The organism is Psychrobacter sp. 1176_08 (genome assembly GCF_052850615.1).
On the sequence record NZ_VXCU01000016.1, the window covers coordinates 1 to 17,113 of the forward strand.

Below are 17,113 nucleotides of genomic sequence, written 5' to 3' on the forward strand. Positions count from 1 at the left end.
ACTAATGGGCTTATGGTTCTAGGTTTATCGTTCGGGCTGATGGTTTCAAGTACAGCAATGGAGCATGTAAAGCCTACAGCACAAAAAATATCAAAAGCAGAGGCAGAGAAAGTTGAGGCAACTAAATACCTAGCTGAACAAGGGGTAGCTAAATGGCAATATGTACTTTCAGTTAGATATAGACTTGGCTCGGGCGTTCCTAAAGATCGTGAAAAGCATCTTTACTGGTTAAATAAAGCCATTGATCAGGATTATATATTTGCTCAACTTGAAATGGGACAAATTTATGAAGCTGGTGATTTTGTTCGACAAAACAAATCTACGGCAAAAGAATGGGATGGGAAAGCTTGCGATGGCGGTTATGTATATGGCTGTCAATCATATAGGCGGTTGAATGAGCAGGGTTACTGATTTAACAGAATAAAAACCGATTGTTGGTATTGTTGTTGGTATTGAGCAGATTATAAAAACTACAAGGCATAAGCAGTAAGGGTTACGACCGCCAGTTTGGTTCCTTGTGTAGGAGTCATACTCAATATTCAGTCACCATACTAAAAAAACCTAGCAGCAACCATCGCAGACAAAACGAAAATTAAACCGCAGACACCAAGTGACCTAAAGATAAAACGCTTATTACTCAATGCTAATCCCCTTTTATCTTTGTGGTTATTCAATCAATATACACTAAGTGTTGTGTAGTGCCAAAAAAAATCGAATTACTCACTGCAAGTACAGAACAGCTAAAACCATCTGACAGCCTATCATTGACCTATAATCTATTGTAAGTATGCCTATGACAAACCAATTTCACTGGTTCGGTTCCCTAGTGAGGACTTAAATTTTCAGTTGTAGCTCATCTTTTTTTAGCCTCGCTATCAAGCCCCTTACTTTATATATAGAGATTGGTGGCTTTTATTTTATGCAGGATTAACGAGAGCAATCGACGATAGGGCTCATTACTGTAATCATCGAGATTATAATCAAAGACTCGCTGATCAAGATCGTCATAACTTTTAATTTTTTGATCTATATTTATTTACTAGTATAATTTGTCAACTTTTGCTATTTTGGCTGTCCAAGCAATTTACCATATTAAATACAGAAGAACTATCGAATCTCGATAACTTAAAGATATTCTTATGTTCGTAAAAATATAAAAACAGAGGACTGTTGAAGTCAAATAATAATATGTTATTTAAAAGCTAAAAAGACTTTGGCATAACTTCAGGTTTAGTGATTCCAGCTTAATAAAATAATTGGCTGGTACACTTATCAACAAGGATTGTTATAATGTATACCTTTTTGGCTTTAGCGCCTATTCTCGTCGTTTTCTTGTTACTTGTAGTCCTGCGGCTACCGGCAAAAATATCTATGAGCGCAGCTTATCTTGCAACGGCATTGCTAGCTTTTTTCGTTTGGCATGCTAGTGGCGCTCAAGTCGCTGCTGCCACTGTTAACGGTATTATTGTAGCGCTCACGATTTTATTCATCGTATTTGCGGCTATCTTGTTACTCAATACCTTAAAAGAAAGTGGTGCCATCATCGCCATTCGTAAAGGTTTTATGGATATCTCGCCTGACAGACGCGTTCAAGCAATCATTGTGGCGTGGTTATTCTGCTCATTGGTGGAGGGCTCATCAGGATTTGGTACGCCATCTGCTATCGGTACTCCACTATTATTGGCGCTAGGTTTCCCAGCAATGGCTTCTGTTATGGTCATGTTGATTATCCAGTCTACGCCGGTGTCATTTGGTGCCGTTGGCACACCGATATTACTTGGCGTTTGGTCTGGTATCAGTGATAAACAAGATCTAGCTCAGTCTATTGCGCCGACCTCTGCTGAAAATTATCTCTTACAAATTACCGCTAATATCGGGCTGTTACATGCATTAGTAGGCTTTTTAATTCCGCTAATTTTAAGTGCATTTTTGACGCGATTTTTTGGCGAAAAACGCTCTTTTATCGAAGGGCTCAAAGTGTGGCCTTTTGCACTCTTTGCCGGTCTCAGCTTTACCATTCCCTACTTTTTGGTGGCTAAATACCTAGGTCCTGAGTTTCCATCATTAGTAGGCGGTTTTATCGGTTTACTGATTGTACTTCCTGCGGCAAAGCGCGGATTTTTAATGCCGAAAGATATCTTCGATTTTGCACCCCGAGACGACTGGGACAAAGATTGGCTAGGTACTTTGGACGAAGAACAATATGATGATTCAATAGCACCAAAGTTTACTTTAATAAGGGCATTTTCTCCTTATATTATTGTTATTGGGCTATTAATTGTATCTCGGGTTGTGACACCGCTGAAAAACTTTTTGGTAGGGGACTTCACAACGATTAACCTTGCCAATCTTTTTGGTACGACTATTTCTAGTAAAATACAACTCGCTTATTCTCCGGGTACTATTTTAATTATTACTTCATTACTGTGTATATTGCTGTTTAAAATGAACAGACAAGCGGTAAAACGTAGTTGGATTAATTCAGCAAAAACTATGATTGCGGCAGCGCCAGCTTTATTGTTTTCGGTGCCGATGGTACAAGTATTTATTAATTCAGGTTCAGCCGCCGATGTCGCCACTTCGCTACCAGCCATGCCGATATTATTGGCTGAAAGTGCGGCTGGGGCGTTTCAAAATGCATGGCCGCTAGTCTCGCCATGGATTGGCGCAATGGGTGCGTTCATTGCAGGTTCCAATACCATCAGTAATATGATGTTTTCTTATTTTCAGTGGTCAACTGCCAGCCAAATTGGCCTTGATAGCAGCCATGCTGCACAAGTAGTAGCACTTCAAGCAGTGGGCGGTGCAGCGGGTAATATGATTTCAGTACATAACGTGGTTGCCGCGTGTGCAGTGGTCGGGTTAATAGATAAAGAAGGCTACGTCATTCGAAAAACCTTGCTCGCCATGATTTACTACGTCATTCAAGCTGGATTGATTGGTATGGGTATCATTTTTGGTGATTTTTGGTGGTGGATTTTGGCTATCATTTGGCCAGTAGTATTTTTTGTACTAATGTCGCTGACCAGTAGAAAAAAGGCAATTAATTAATATTTAATAGCTACACTAAAAAATCCTATGAACTCATCATTCTGACGCCATTGTATTATCTATATTAGATTCAGAATGGTTAGTTACAGTGACTACATTACAATTACTAAATAGTTATCAAGGAAAACCCCGTGAAAGATTTAAGCAAAATTACAAATATTGAAGACTTGCGCCAAGTCGCTGAACGTAAAGTACCCCGTATGTTTTATGATTATGTCGACTCCGGTTCATGGACTGAGACCACCTATCATAATAATGAGACTGACTTTGACCGTATAAAGCTGCGCCAGCGTGTGATGATCAATATGGAAGGACGATCGCTTGCTACTGAAATGCTGGGGATGCCTGTCAATATGCCCGTAGCGATCGCGCCAACAGGCTTCACGGGTATGATGTGGGCAGATGGTGAGATTCATGCGGCGCGCGCGGCTGAGAAATTTGGTGTACCGTTTTCGCTATCGACTATGAGTATTTGTTCTATTGAAGATGTGGCGACGCATACTAGTGCACCGTTTTGGTTTCAGCTGTATATGATGCGCGATCAGGAATTTATAGCCAACCTAATTCGCCGTGCCAAAGAAGCCAATTGTTCAGCGCTTATCTTGACCGCCGATTTACAAGTATTAGGGCAACGTCATAAAGACATTAAAAATGGTCTTTCTGCACCCCCTAAACCAACGCTTGCCAATATTTTAAACTTAATGACCAAACCGCAATGGTGCATGAATATGCTGGGTACTAAACGGCGTACTTTTGGTAATATTGTCGGTCATGCTAAAAATGTCGAAGACATCTCTTCTTTATCAGCGTGGACGGCAGAGCAATTTGATCCTGCACTTAGCTGGGATGATGTCGCGCGCATCAAAGATATGTGGGGCGGTAAGCTCATTATAAAAGGCATTATGGAGCCTGAAGATGCGATCATGGCCGCACGTAGTGGGGCTGATGCACTGGTGGTTTCGAATCATGGTGGGCGTCAATTAGATGGTGCACCATCTTCTATTGCTGCGCTAAGTGATATTATACAAGCGGTTCATGCTGAGAATAGTGATATCGAAGTATGGTTAGACAGCGGTATCCGCTCTGGTCAAGATGTCTTAAAAGCAATCTCATTGGGTGCCAAAGGCACACTTATTGGCCGCGCGTTTCTTTACGGACTTGGTGCTTATGGCGAAGATGGTGTACGTCGTGCGCTTGAGATCATTTATAAAGAATGTGATATCAGCATGGCATTCTGTGGTCATACTAATATTCAGGAAGTAACAGATGATATTCTGGTAAATGGTACTTATGAGCAACTCAAATCTGCTCTGCCTTATATAGCACCTATGCGCTGGTGACTCTCGAATCATTGTTCTCATAAGAAATGTTATGAGAAATGACTTTGGATAGAAGAAATCAGTTTTCACTGGTTCTATTAAGGTATACCCCAAGGGAACCAGCTATCTCACCCTCTAAACCTATTAACAGACCACTTAAAATAGACCGCTATAATGGAACCACTTAAAAGATCCTAATAGCCATGGGGGTTTTCTCGATGCAAAACATTAAGAAGCAGACCGCAATATCGAGCCTAGACTTTAATAATCTACGCAAACTCATGGATGCCTTAATTAATCTAAAAAAAATTGATGATCTAGATTCTCTTGATACAGATTACAGTTTTGAATGGCAAGAAGATGCCAATGAGATGATTGATGGCATCAATAAGTACGTAGAGCAAACATTAGCTAGCCTAGAGGCAGAGAGCTACCAAAATGCTCACTGTAGTCTGACTTCCTTGAGAATTCGCCTACAGAATTTAAATGGCACAATAGATGGGATCACTAACGATGTCATCTTAATGAATTGTGATAATGAAGAATTCACTTGGCCACCATTGAATGAAGATTGTCGTATTCTTGAGTGATGGCGCGAGCCCTAATACTCTAAATAACCCCTAATTGGACGCTTACTAAACTGTGATGCGTTCTTTTTTAGTCGATTAATCATCTCAAACTCTCATATCTTGAGCAGCTAGGTTAATCGAGCTAATTAAATCGTTGTAATTTACTTATCTAGAACCGCCCTTTAACCATTATGTATCTGATAGCATCATATCTATAATGAAGGCAAGTAAATAGTTAAATACCTCAGCTATCATCCCTGCTTTAATACTCGATAAACGGTAGCCACCCCAACACCAACGGCCTTAGCGATCTCTTCTTTTGTCATGTTGTTTTTACTAGCCAATTCTTTAATACGATTGTGTTTCGTCGTATTAGGCTTCTTACCAGTAGGTTTATAGCCACTGTTAGCCAATCCCTGCTTGATGCGCTCTCTACGCTTGTCGTTATCAAGCTTTGCCATCGTTGCCAACAAATCGATCAGCATATGGTTAATCACTGTTAGGATATCACCTGTCATACCTTTACTTACCGTATGCGTGGTTGGTAGATCCGCCACCACCAATCGTAAGCCCTTATCTTTGATACGCTGCTTTAGAATTGCAAAATCATCTTGAGATAGCCTGCTTAATCTATCCACGCTTTCAACCAGCAGAATATCGCCTTGCTCAGCGTCCTTTAGCAGTTTGGCTAATACCGGTCGATCGAGCTTCGTACCACTGAAATGCTCAATGTATTCAGCATAGATATCATCATAGCTTTGGCTAAAGCTAATCAAGTCAGACAATGCTCTCTTAGCGTCTTGATCCTTAGTGCTGGCTCTCACATAAATACGAACCGTCATAACGCCATCTCTATTACTTAGACTTAATAATGAATGTTCATTGATAATAGTAGGATATTACTATCATTTAATAGCAGAGACCAGTCTAATGATAGATAGGTTATCGTTTAGAGGTTTTATTTTTTAAGTATAGTGCAATGGGAAGATAGAACTAAGACAATTAAAGAGCTGATTAAAGAACTCCAAAGTTTTGAGGATCAAAACTTGATTGTTATGATAACTAATGATGAAGGTGAAACATTTAACTCGGTAACGTTGGTTAGCAAAGGGTTTGTAGCTAATAAAGATGATCCTGATAAATATGAGAAAGTTTATTGTGCTTTACACTTCTAAGCTTTAAGACCATCTAAGACAGTTAGTTGGTTTTTTAATCCCTAAACCCATGAAAATCGGTTGGGGGGGGGGTGATTTTTTTGTCGTGTGCAGAGAAAAACAAGTTAAAGATTTTTTTACTAGCTGCTTTAACGATAATCATTATTTAAGATAATCTCGTTAAAGCAGCTATGACTTAACTCTTAAATGTTAAAAGTTAAGGGTAAATTTGAAAAATCAAGGAGTTAAAATGACTTTACGACATTCTTCTTCACGCTTTTCGAAAATTTCATAACCTTTAGCAGCGTCAGACAAATTCATACGGTGAGTAATAATAGCTTCAGGTGATAAATCACCATTTTCAATATACTCTAATAATTGTGGTAAATACTTGTGTACATGGGTTTGGCCCATTTTGAAAGTAAGCCCTTTATCAAAAGCGTCACCAAATAAGAAACCATGAATGGGTCCTGCATACACACCCGGAACACTAACGACCCCGCCACGACGCACAGCTGCAATACATTGACGTAAAGCTGCACCACTTGACCCTTCAATTTTCAAATTGGTCATTATTGTTTCTAGCATACTGCCTTTGGCTTCAAAGCCAATCGCATCAATAACGCCGTCAACGCCGCGATGTCCTTTGGTCTGTTCAATGATGAATTCAGCAGCATCTACCTTATCGAAATTAACCGGAATAGCCCCGTACGTATCTTTGGCATACTGCAAACGGTAGTCATTATGATCTACCACGAAGATCTGCTCAGCGCCTAACATTTTGGCACAAGCTGCTGATAACAACCCCACAGGACCCGCACCATAAATAGCTACGGTTGAACCTTTAGTAATATTGGCATTAGTCACGGCCTGCCAAGCAGTTGGTAAAATATCTGATAAAAATAAAACCTTCTCATCTGACAGTGAGCCATTTACTTTGAACGGATTAAAATTACCTTTAGGAACCCGTACAAATTCTGCTTGTCCACCAGGAATCCCACCATATAAATGGCTAAAACCAAATAAAGCAGCCGGTGGCGGAATTATTTTTTTATTAATAGCAGCGCCTGGGCCTGTATTTGTAGTCTCACAAGCGGACATTAGGTCATGCTGACAGAAAAAGCAGTTACCACATGCAATAACAAAAGGAATAACAACTCTATCGCCTTTTTTAACCGCAGTGACTTCAGAGCCTACTTCTTCAACCACACCCATAAACTCATGACCGAAGATATCGCCTTCCTCGGTTGCAGGCATTTTGCCACGATACAGGTGTAAATCTGAGCCACAAATTGCAGTCGCAGTCACACGTAAAATAACATCATCTTTTTCTTGCAGTTTAGGCTCTGGGACATTGTCCACTCGCACATCTTTAGCACCGTGGTAGGTTAAAGCACGCATAATTTCTCCAATTAAGTAAAGATTGCAAAATCTCGATAAACAATAATCTGTGATAATACAAGATGAAAGTTATTAGAATCAGTGGTTTATGATATCTAAGTTAAGTATTACTCAATTATATTAGCACCTCGAAAAACAAGATTTATAATCAACGTGTGTTAAAAAGGTTGCGTGTTGTAAGTAAAAAATTGTAGTGGTCAACTAATTTAGGACACTAATAAAATTCAAACCTACATCGCCATCCCTTATAAACCTGAGTCGAGAACGGATAATAATTATAAGCGTTGGGACAACTTTTATGACCGCCAAGATCTGTTAGTAGGTGACGAATTATGGCAGCTTGTGTCAGGTGGTCAGTTTTCACTCAATGATATGGTTGATATTTTTAGAGAGGTCGGTGCTGAGTCTAAAGAAGATATCGAGAAGGCTTTAAATACAGATCATTTTTGAATCAACAGCTTAGTTATATTAAATCAGTAAATGAATCCGTCACTCTGCTCGTCTACAATGAAAGCTTCATAATCTCATTAAAAAACTATTGTTTCTCTAGGGAATTTAGAACATATAAAAAATGCCCCCCTACTACTTGACGTAATAAGGGGGGGGTATCTAGCCTTTCCTAAAAAGTGTGTAACTATCATTTAGATTGTAGAAGTACTTACACGAAATTTAGGAAAGGCTCTATGATTCCTATACATTTTACTCTAAAAAAAATCAAAGGCTTTATGTCAAAATAGCGGGAGGGAATGTAGATTCTTATTTATTCCATAAGAATCTAGCAGACTCTGTTAACGCAGGAGAGTATGCACCTGAAGTGGACGATCAAGGTTATTACACGCTCCCATATTCAGGTAAATATGAATTGCGTATTCTTCAGCCACGTTCTCAAGCTTCTAGAGGGAAAACACCTGTGTATTGGCTAGAAGTATCTATTTTATAGTTATATAAGCTTAATATTATAATGCTGACCTACGCTATCACATATACAGACAGCAATACTCATGCTGAGTATTGCTGTCTGTATAGCGCACCGATCACAAATAAAATTTGTATGGTAAGTACACTGGGACTATTTTAGCGATTTGAAATATTGATACTATTAACCTCTAACCAAAGGTTCAAGTCCTCACTAGGGTACCGAACTTAATAATTCGCAAGCTCATTCTCTTGCTCATCACACACTCTCAACCCAATTTGTACGGCCTCATTAAGATCAGCACCTTCCTTGACACTATAAGGCACATTTGGCGTTAAACGACTTAGCTTTAAGCCATCTACCGCTGCTTTATTGAGCGGTATACCAACGTAAGATTCATCGGTGTAACCCTTAGGATGAAAAAACACCTCACGACCAAAGGAAGGATTTGAGGCACACGCAATCTCACCCTCAGGCACCGTAAACGGATAAGGTGTTGCGTAATCTTTACTCCATGTCTGCTCACCCACTATGATATAGCCTGAACCATACAGATCATCCTCTGTATTGCCTGAGCTGCACCCAATCATAACGATAGACGCTACTGCAATTAACCACCTGGACATATTGATTCGCATGGTACGCCGTCCTTATCACGGTCTAGCTTGGTATTTCCACATTTGAGTGCTTGTTTGGCTTGTTCACAGCTAACCATCTGCCCACAAGTGCGTGGTAAGCCTTTGCATTGAGAGCCGCCAGCACCTTTAGCAAACAACGGATGCTCTACCTCAACATCACTATAAAATGGATTATCAGTGACTGTAACTGCTGCCTGAGAAGATAAAGCAAAGAGAGATAACGCCATACTTAGAATAACTTTTTTAATAAAACCTACTTTTTTTGATACCCAAAACACTGTTTTCAAGCATTAATAATACCCTATATTTGTTCAATAAAGTGAGTGCTATATAACTAACCGTCTGATTTACACAGCAGTTTATTTATAATTTGCCTGATAGACGGGTTAGTGCCATAGTTGTTCACTGAACGTTCTGTACAGTTGCACTGTACAGTCTCTAAAAACGTACTTGAACACTAGGTGAACAATGAACATATCCGTGACAAAAGCCGCAAAAGAATGGGGTGTATCAAGAACGACGATCTATCAGAAAGTCAATGATGGTAAGCTTTCCAGAACAGCAGATAAAAAAATAGACGTTTCAGAAATGTTGCGGGTGTTTGGTGAGCCAATTTCTAAAAAACGTACTGAACGTTCAGTGAACACTGTTCAAAGTACGCCCCTGAACAATCAAAGTGTTCAGTACAATACGGATATTGAACATCTATTAGCACTCGAAAAGCTCAAGAATGAACACCTCAGCCAACAAGTAAGCGATCAAAAAAAGTTAATTGAAAATTATCAGCAGCAGATAGGGCAGTTAAATAAAACGCTGGATAAAGCCAACGCCAGTATCCATGATTTCGCACAAGTAAGACTGCTAGAGTTTAAGCAAGCTGAAATAAGCGATGAGCCGCCACTTGAACAAGAGCAAGAAAAAAAAGACGATTCAATCGTCGCGACGGCTAAGAAGAAAAAACGGTGGTTCTTTTGACTTTAACGGATATTTGAAAAAACATTAGTGTTTAATCTTTGGTAAATAGCTCTCTAAACCTTTATTGGGCTTGTTAAAACTTTCAGGCTCTCGTTGTATGATATTAATCATTTCGCGCTTAAATGCGTCAGTCTGCATTTTGCCGTCATAACTTAGGCTTGGATGATCGTTATAGTCATTCATAAACTGCACGCTATCGACAATGGACTGGATGGCTGCTTGCGATAATGCACCGTCTGCACCCGTTAGCTTGTCTAATGTTTTTTTATGGAAACTCAGCTTTAAGCCTCTAAATCCCTTACCTCTCGATTTCTTCTGATACTCCACGCTAACACTATAGTTTGTATTCTCGTTAATGTCGTTAATAGCTGTTTCAATAACAAATTGTCGCAAATGACCGAACTGCTTGTATTTACCTTTGACATTCATTGCATGCTTAAACTCTTCAAGTGTAAAATCTTTGCTGTACTGAAACTGATTAACCCACATAACGACTAATTCATATAAACGTATTGAGTGGATACTTGATAACTCGCCGATTTCAAGCAACTTATACTTAGTAAAATTAGCTCTTAGCTGTGTCAAATAAGGCAAAATCTTTTCTGCAAAAGATAAAGAAACTTCTCCGTTATCCGGGTCATAGACAATACTACTGATAAGTCTTGTTTGAAGTATTTTGTTTTCGGGCAAGCTCATTACAATATCAACGTCATACAAACGCTTACTTGCGTTTTCCATATCACGATAGACGTTCTGCTCGTTTTTAGACTTCTTACCAAAGAACAGTGACTTTATATCATCTACAGACACTTTAAATTCAGTCTGTTTTGTTACTTCTGGTGCGTCAGGTCTGCTGTCTATCTGACTAATACACGCTAGCATTAGCTCTTTGTCTGTTTTTTGCATTGTGTATGTTGCTAAAATCAGCTCGTTTGATTGAACAACTAAATTATTTTCCATTTTTAATCCTGCTCATTTACTGTTTTTTTAAAAACATTCAAGCTATGGTAACATCAAAAACAGTTAAATAAACAGTATTTAATATATGACTGTTTTTTCTGCTCATTTACTGTTTTTTCTGCTCATTTACTGTTTTTTCTGCTCATTTACTGTTTTTTCTGCTCATTTACTGTTTTTTCTCTTTGTAAGCTATTGATATTAAAGGTGAAAAAAGGCTCTTAAACAGGATTAAACAGGATTAAACAGGATCAAATAAAAACCCTTAAAGAAACGGGTGATAAATTTTTTTGTGGATAAGTGAAAAATCATCATTTAAACCACGTAGCTTGCCTAAGTAACTTATCCCTCAGTAATCGTTTTTTAAGGATTAGATTAAGGACTAAATCCTCGGCTAGGTGAATGCGCTTTATTAACTTGATATTGGTAAGACTCTAAACCACCCTGTAACGCTTTGTATTGGCTTTCAGACAGCTCTTTGCCATATTGCTCAGTAAACGTCTCTAAAGTGGCTTTAAGCGCCTCTGAGTAGGTTTTACGCTGGGTTGGTGGTAAAGAGTTAACATCACGCAACGCAAGTTTGAATTGCTGACAGGTTTTATCCAAGGTATCTGCTAAATATTCTTTGGCAACGTCTCTTGCCTCAACTGAATGACTATCATTATTGATGTAATGGTTTAACCCTTCTATGTAGCTAGACGATGAGATGATGTCCCGAGTCATTCTGCCAACCTCTCCCGCGCTACCGCCTAGCTTGTCGATAATGCTGGTATTAAATGCCGCTCGTTTTTGATCGATATTGTCTCTGAAATCTGTAAAATGCTTGGTAAGCGCTAGATACTGCTCACGTTCAGCGTTAGGATCACGCAACAGCTTGATAATGGCTTTGTTGTTTTCAACCAGCGTGTAATCAAAACGTTTGGCCACTTGGCGTAAGTGCGCGGTAAATTCCACGGCTTTATCGTGGTCCTCAATACCATGGCGCTGTGCAAACTCGCTAAGTAGTGCCACTTGACGCTGATCAAATTTATCAGGGGCGTCAGCCGCGGTTTCTCCTTGCGCCCAGTTGATGGCCATCGCCTCACGATGACGTTGTATCAAGCGCATCGCTAGGTGCAGCTTCATACGTTCAGCATACTCAAAGATTCTCTCATCTTCAAAACGGTTTGCTCGAGTGTCTCGATCAATGCGTCCTTCTTGTCGATCAAGTCGAGCAGCTCTTGCTCGTCGTGCGTCGTCATCGAAGGGACTAGGGGCTGGTCTTGCACTTCGCTCAGTTGCTTTGTTAATTTCAATATTTGACTTTCCGATAGCTTCAGTGATTCCCTCAATTGCTTGTTTTGTGTCGTCAATTCTTTGTGTGAGCTTATCATTTGCTTGTGCTGTGCCATTAATTCTTTGTTTTGTGTCATCACATCGCTTTGGTAGGTTTTCGCATCGTTTAGCTGCCCAAGCAATGCCTGATTTTGCCTCTTCAATGCATCGTTTTGTGTCGTCAACTCGAATTGCCGTTCTATGAGATTGTTTTGTGCAGTATGTAATGTAGTATTCTGAGCTTCCAGAGAGGTGTTTTGCAAAGTCAGCTCGTTGTTTTGTGCCTCCAATGCTGCCAGGTAGTCTTGCATTTTTCTCAGTTGCCCAAGCAAGTCCTTTTCTAAGTGCGCTAATTCGTCGCTCATTGTCTGCCTCCTGTTTGATATGGTTGTCAGCCACCAAGTTATTACGTGCTTTGATGGCGCGGTTGGTATTACCTTTTTCGGTTGTGATGCCTCGGCGCTCCATTGCTGTCGCCTCTACCCCCATTTTAATGGTGGGCTGCTGATCAAGCCCCTGATCCTTGTAACTGCGCGCATCCATCAGCGGTAGATGATATTCGGCCAATACCTTATTGGCGGTATCTACCCACATCTCACGAATACGCTTAATCTCCTGCATCGATGACGGCAGATCATGCGCCTTACGTTTTTTATTGGACCACTCAAACGGGGTCTTAAGCTTTGGATCAAATGCCAAGGTTTTATTTGGTCCAATGGTAGGCGCTCGAGTAGTGACTAAAATATGCGCGTGAAAATTACGGGGATCAGGGTTTTCCTCATCCTCACGCAAATACTTCGAGCTTGGCGGTACATTGGGATCAAAAGGCAACTTCATCACCGGACGATGGATACACACATCCGCAATCACATCCATATCGTCACAAAGCTTTTGGGCAAAGTTGATAGCCAGTGAATGGCGCTCTTCCTCAGACAATTCATGAGGCAAATTAATCAGCCACTCACGAGCCACCCGACTGTCCGAACGTGTCTCTGCCGCTTCGGCAGTATTCCAAAGCGTCTCCCGATCCACACTCACACCCAGCGCCTTTAATGAAAATGGTAAAACGATATCGCTGCTCATCACCCCAGACTTTTTACTATAGTCATGGGTCTTGCCATATTTGGCATCATCAAGCACATCGCCAGCACGATAGGCGGCACACGCCACAGCCGACTGTCCTGCTTTTCGAGAAATTACCTTTGTTGCAATGTGTACCATCGTCATAAAGAGCCACCTGCTATTGTTGCTTTTTGCACACCACCGCTTTTTGTGGTGTGCGGGGTTTGGGGTTTCCCCAACGAAGAAGGATTCAAAATTAAGATAGTAACGAAGTGGATAGATTAAATTTTGAGTCGTTACTTCGCCCTTAGTCAGGGAGACGCCACTATTAAATAATAAACTAAGCTATCTAAGGTTTCGGATGTGGTTGTGTTAAAGCTTACCACAAGTGATTGAATGATAGTGGGGTGCTTGCTATGCTGAGTGAAATTTAATCGATAAGGATAACTCTGATGTCAGTATCTAATAATAAAGCGCCTGTGTCTATTTTTGATAATCAAGATTCTAATGAGTTAAAAGAGCGTCAACGGTTGGAAGAGTTAAAACGCCAAGCTAAGGTTCAGCAAGTAAAGTTAGAGAAACGCCTGAACAAGCAGAAGATTTTAATGGGTGCGTTTTTAGGTCAGGTGTTGGCAACTGATGGTGAGAGTGAGCAGATGATTCGAGAGTACTTTGCGATTCATTTTCCAGATTTTTTAACGAGAAAATCGGATAAAGAATTGTTTAAAAGTATGATTGAAAGTTTGGGTGGCGATATGGGCTTGGGTGAGGAAGAGGGTCCATTTGTAGCCAACGCAAAAGAAAATAATCAAGAGGATTTTGATCAAAATACAGGTTTTGAAAGCAATCAACCTAGCAGTAGTCACCAAACGCAATCTGACTCTATGGCTAATTATGGGGAACAGGATTCGCTGCTAGATGATAATAGTTATGCTACTGGTGTAAATAATCCAGATTTGCGTGGGCAATAGGTAATGATGTTAAAAGTGCTGTTAAAGGAATCATCTAGCAAACAAGAAAGACCATAAACACTGGACGTACAGCCTACAGTTTGGTTCTAGTATAGGAAACTAAAAAAACCTAGGGGAGTTTCCTAAAAACTGTGTAACTGCTTATAATCCATTAACAGGAGAATAAGCAATGACTAAACAAAACGACATTAAAAAACTGGCCCAGCAGATGGCTGGTAGCATGAAAAGCTGAGAGCATCCTACATTTTGTGTAATTATTGATGAAAGCCACATAGCTGTTACACAGAATATAGGATGCTCTCCATTATTAAGCTTATATACCTATAGAATAGATAGTTCTAGCCAATATGGAGGTGTTTTTCCTTTAGAAGCTTGAGAACGTGGCTGAAGAATACGCAATTCATATTTACCTGAATATGGAAGCTTGTAATAACCTTGGTTATCTAGTTCAGAGGAATATTCTCCTACATTGACAGAATCTGATAGATTCTTATTAAATAAATAAGAATCTACATTCCCTCCCGTTGTTTTAACAGAAAGCTTTTGGTTCTTTTTGGCATAAAATGTATAGGAATCGTACTTACTACCCTTTAATTTCCCATAATAGTTAGCTGAACTAGCGCCTTTTTTAAATTGAACATCAACAGTTTTAGCCACTGCATCTGAAGATGCGGCCATTACTGTAGGACTTACCATTAGAACAGGAAGCGCAATTAGAATAGCAGCCGTTAAGTTTTTCATATTTTAAACACTCAAACAGTAAAAAAACGATTTTATCTTACTCCACACTGTCAACCTTTATAGATATGTTATATTAGTATTACTAATATAGAGAGTACGTTGGTAAGTTACTGAATAAGGCCACCTGTAACGACCCTAACTTCTAGTCCTACCGTAAACCTACCTATGGTAGTAAAAACCTGAATTTCATCACGTAAACAAAGAGAACACTGCTAAATAGTGGTGTTCTCTTATTATATTTAAAGGAAAAATTATGCGTTCTTTGCTTCTAACGACAATGTGCTTAACGGGCAGCTTAGCTCTAGTGGCTTGTAATAACCATCGTGCCGACACCACGGATCTGAGTAAGCAGCCTACAATAGAAGTGCCGGTAGCGTCAGCGGCATTTACTGCTTTTGGAAACACCGCTAAAGAAAAAATTTGGCGAATAGTGATTGAAGGAAATGAGCTAAGTATAGAGGCGAATTTCTTAAAGCCAACGACAGCAACAGTTATCGTGGAGGGTTCTGGTTCTGTCAATACTGAAGGTGTCGAATACGCGAGTACTATCAATGGACAGCCTATTGTTGTGAATATAAAAAATAACCTTTGTATCGATGACAATGGCTATCAAAATGAACTTACTGCAATATTAACTTACGCAGGCGAAGTATATCAGGGTTGTGCCGTTGCCGGTGCAATAGAAGTTGCGCCCACATAGAAGATAAGCCTAACCTATGAATAAACCATTGAAAAAATTTAGCCTAGTATTCTTACCATCATTTTTGTGGGTCGTATTAACTGGGCTAGGATTTGGCTCTCAAAGTCTATCTAATTTGATTGAAATTATAGGAATTTTTATAGTATCCGTGCTGTGTTTATTTATCCCAGAACGATTTATAAAATATCAACACCTTCTTCTAATACTCTTAATAATCACTGCCTTAGTGCGTTTTTTAACCCCATATATACCGGAATAATATTAAACCAGTTGGCTATCTGAACCGCCCCGACTATATCGGAGAGCGTTTTATTTGAGTCAGGCAACTTTGCCTGACTCATTAAGACGATCATAATATTGCTTTTCAAACTCAAAAGGTGATACATAACCAATCGTACTATGCATTATCACATGAATTACCCACGTTCCAACAAAGGTAATAACGCCAGAATCAGCCATCTGATCAGTATAACGAATAGATAAATACTGAACGCCTCTATCACTACGATGAATAACGTCTTTTGGGTTGTTTCTGTCTGCAATGGCTTGATTTAACGCTGCCATCACCATATCGATGTTCATACGATTAGACACCTTCCAGCCAACAATACTACGGACAAACACATCTATAATAAACGCAGTATAGTCAAAGTTTCTTGCTATATATTTTGATGAGTTGAACCTAAAATATATGCTTTGATATTGACATAATCAATTAGACAGTGCGGTTGATTTTGAGCTTAACTTGTGACTTTTTCAAGAGGTATAGTCTTTAATTCTATTTTTTTGCATTCAAAAACTATTTCTGTATCACCTAATAAAAATAGTGAATGTATGATATTACTATCAGGCGTTACGTCTACTTCATGTACCATTATGGTGATTGGTAATATACAACAATTGATATTAACATTCACAATACCGGAATAGATGATTTCTATTAAATCTTTGCCTTGTCTTTGCTCGATCTTCAACGAAATCCTATCATTTTCTAAATCATAATAAATCGTCTGGATTATGCCTTTATTAAGCGTCTTCTCTCTATTATCTATTCCGTTTAAATCACTTGATAAAATCGGGCTTAACTCATCCCTATGTTTAAGTATCTTAGGAACTACTTCATGATAGTAGTACGTAAAATCCCAAGTATGCTCTCCATAAGAATTTACAAAGTGTTTGATGTATTTCATTATAACTATCCTTACATCTGACCCTACCGTTAATCTAGTAGGAAGTAACTTGAAAAATTTTCATCATATAGTTCGATGCCTGTATAGCGCACCGATCAGGATTTAAACCACTTTCGAGGAAAATAAAGACCATGCAATTACTGAAAAATATAGTT

General features: G+C 39.4%; 16 protein-coding genes and 1 pseudogene. 8 read left to right on the forward strand and 9 right to left on the reverse strand.

Annotated elements, in window-relative coordinates; genetic code table 11:
* The 4 genes from FW759_RS13805 to FW759_RS13820 all read left to right on the forward strand — a co-directional run.
* On the forward strand, positions 1-411 hold a 411-nt coding region (locus FW759_RS13805; RefSeq protein WP_446443273.1), incomplete at its 5' end, for a tetratricopeptide repeat protein.
* 879 nt (positions 412-1,290) lie between these two features.
* Entirely contained in the window at positions 1,291-3,051 is a 1,761-nt protein-coding gene (locus FW759_RS13810; protein ID WP_062846046.1) for an L-lactate permease, read from the forward strand.
* A gap of 131 nt (positions 3,052-3,182) precedes the next feature.
* The gene (locus FW759_RS13815; RefSeq protein ID WP_062846045.1) at positions 3,183-4,391 is read left to right on the forward strand and encodes an alpha-hydroxy acid oxidase; all 1,209 of its coding nucleotides are present in this window, start codon (positions 3,183-3,185) and stop codon (positions 4,389-4,391) included.
* A 197-nt stretch (positions 4,392-4,588) separates the two neighbouring features.
* On the forward strand, positions 4,589-4,960 hold the full coding sequence (locus FW759_RS13820) for a hypothetical protein (protein WP_446443274.1): 372 nt from the start codon (positions 4,589-4,591) through the stop codon (positions 4,958-4,960).
* A 230-nt stretch (positions 4,961-5,190) separates the two neighbouring features.
* On the opposite strand, the gene FW759_RS13825 is transcribed toward FW759_RS13820, so the two are convergent.
* A complete protein-coding gene (locus tag FW759_RS13825) occupies positions 5,191-5,781 on the reverse strand; it encodes a recombinase family protein (RefSeq protein WP_062846043.1) in 591 nt (196 codons plus the stop codon).
* Between the two features lie 549 nt (positions 5,782-6,330).
* Positions 6,331-7,494, reverse strand: coding sequence for a zinc-dependent alcohol dehydrogenase (locus tag FW759_RS13830; RefSeq protein WP_025645663.1), 1,164 nt, complete (start codon positions 7,492-7,494; stop codon positions 6,331-6,333).
* Between the two features lie 222 nt (positions 7,495-7,716).
* Between FW759_RS13830 and FW759_RS13835 the strand changes: the two genes are divergently transcribed.
* A complete protein-coding gene (locus tag FW759_RS13835; protein WP_084387402.1) occupies positions 7,717-7,944 on the forward strand; it encodes a TdeIII family type II restriction endonuclease in 228 nt (75 codons plus the stop codon).
* Positions 7,945-8,637: 693 nt separating this feature from the next.
* On the opposite strand, the gene FW759_RS13840 is transcribed toward FW759_RS13835, so the two are convergent.
* Together FW759_RS13840 and FW759_RS13845 are read right to left on the reverse strand one after the other, a co-directional pair.
* Positions 8,638-9,048 carry a hypothetical protein gene (locus FW759_RS13840; RefSeq protein ID WP_446443275.1) on the reverse strand — a complete coding sequence of 137 codons (411 nt, stop codon included), beginning with the start codon at positions 9,046-9,048 and terminating at the stop codon, positions 8,638-8,640.
* Complete coding sequence (locus FW759_RS13845; protein WP_082894387.1) at positions 9,021-9,275, reverse strand: excalibur calcium-binding domain-containing protein; 255 nt, start codon at positions 9,273-9,275, stop codon at positions 9,021-9,023. The genes FW759_RS13840 and FW759_RS13845 overlap by 28 nt, the downstream gene beginning before the upstream one ends.
* 253 nt (positions 9,276-9,528) lie before the next feature.
* On the opposite strand from FW759_RS13845, the gene FW759_RS13850 reads away from it, so the two are divergent.
* Entirely contained in the window at positions 9,529-10,023 is a 495-nt protein-coding gene (locus FW759_RS13850; RefSeq protein WP_446443276.1) for a plasmid replication DNA-binding protein, read from the forward strand.
* Positions 10,024-10,047: 24 nt separating this feature from the next.
* Here the strand turns inward: FW759_RS13850 and FW759_RS13855 are convergent, their stop codons facing one another.
* Positions 10,048-10,983, reverse strand: a complete 936-nt coding sequence (locus FW759_RS13855; protein WP_062846038.1) for a replication initiation protein — start codon at positions 10,981-10,983, stop codon at positions 10,048-10,050.
* A 372-nt stretch (positions 10,984-11,355) separates the two neighbouring features.
* Positions 11,356-13,521: a MobA/MobL family protein gene (locus FW759_RS13860; RefSeq protein WP_446443277.1), complete on the reverse strand. Its 2,166-nt coding sequence runs from the start codon at positions 13,519-13,521 to the stop codon at positions 11,356-11,358.
* 287 nt (positions 13,522-13,808) lie between these two features.
* On the opposite strand from FW759_RS13860, the gene FW759_RS13865 reads away from it, so the two are divergent.
* Positions 13,809-14,327 carry a hypothetical protein gene (locus FW759_RS13865; protein WP_062846052.1) on the forward strand — a complete coding sequence of 173 codons (519 nt, stop codon included), beginning with the start codon at positions 13,809-13,811 and terminating at the stop codon, positions 14,325-14,327.
* A 321-nt stretch (positions 14,328-14,648) separates the two neighbouring features.
* Here FW759_RS13865 and FW759_RS13870 read toward each other — a convergent pair whose 3' ends face one another.
* Positions 14,649-15,068 (reverse strand): PPC domain-containing protein, encoded by a 420-nt coding sequence (locus FW759_RS13870; protein WP_062846051.1) that lies wholly within the window; start codon positions 15,066-15,068, stop codon positions 14,649-14,651.
* A 253-nt stretch (positions 15,069-15,321) separates the two neighbouring features.
* Between FW759_RS13870 and FW759_RS13875 the strand changes: the two genes are divergently transcribed.
* Positions 15,322-15,768, forward strand: coding sequence for a hypothetical protein (locus FW759_RS13875; protein ID WP_446443278.1), 447 nt, complete (start codon positions 15,322-15,324; stop codon positions 15,766-15,768).
* Positions 15,769-16,086: 318 nt separating this feature from the next.
* On the opposite strand, the pseudogene FW759_RS13880 reads toward FW759_RS13875, so the two are convergent.
* A pseudogene (locus FW759_RS13880) lies at positions 16,087-16,413 on the reverse strand (DDE-type integrase/transposase/recombinase); the annotation flags it as partial.
* Positions 16,414-16,508: 95 nt separating this feature from the next.
* Positions 16,509-16,958: a hypothetical protein gene (locus FW759_RS13885; protein ID WP_062846048.1), complete on the reverse strand. Its 450-nt coding sequence runs from the start codon at positions 16,956-16,958 to the stop codon at positions 16,509-16,511.
* Positions 16,959-17,113 lie beyond the last annotated feature (155 nt).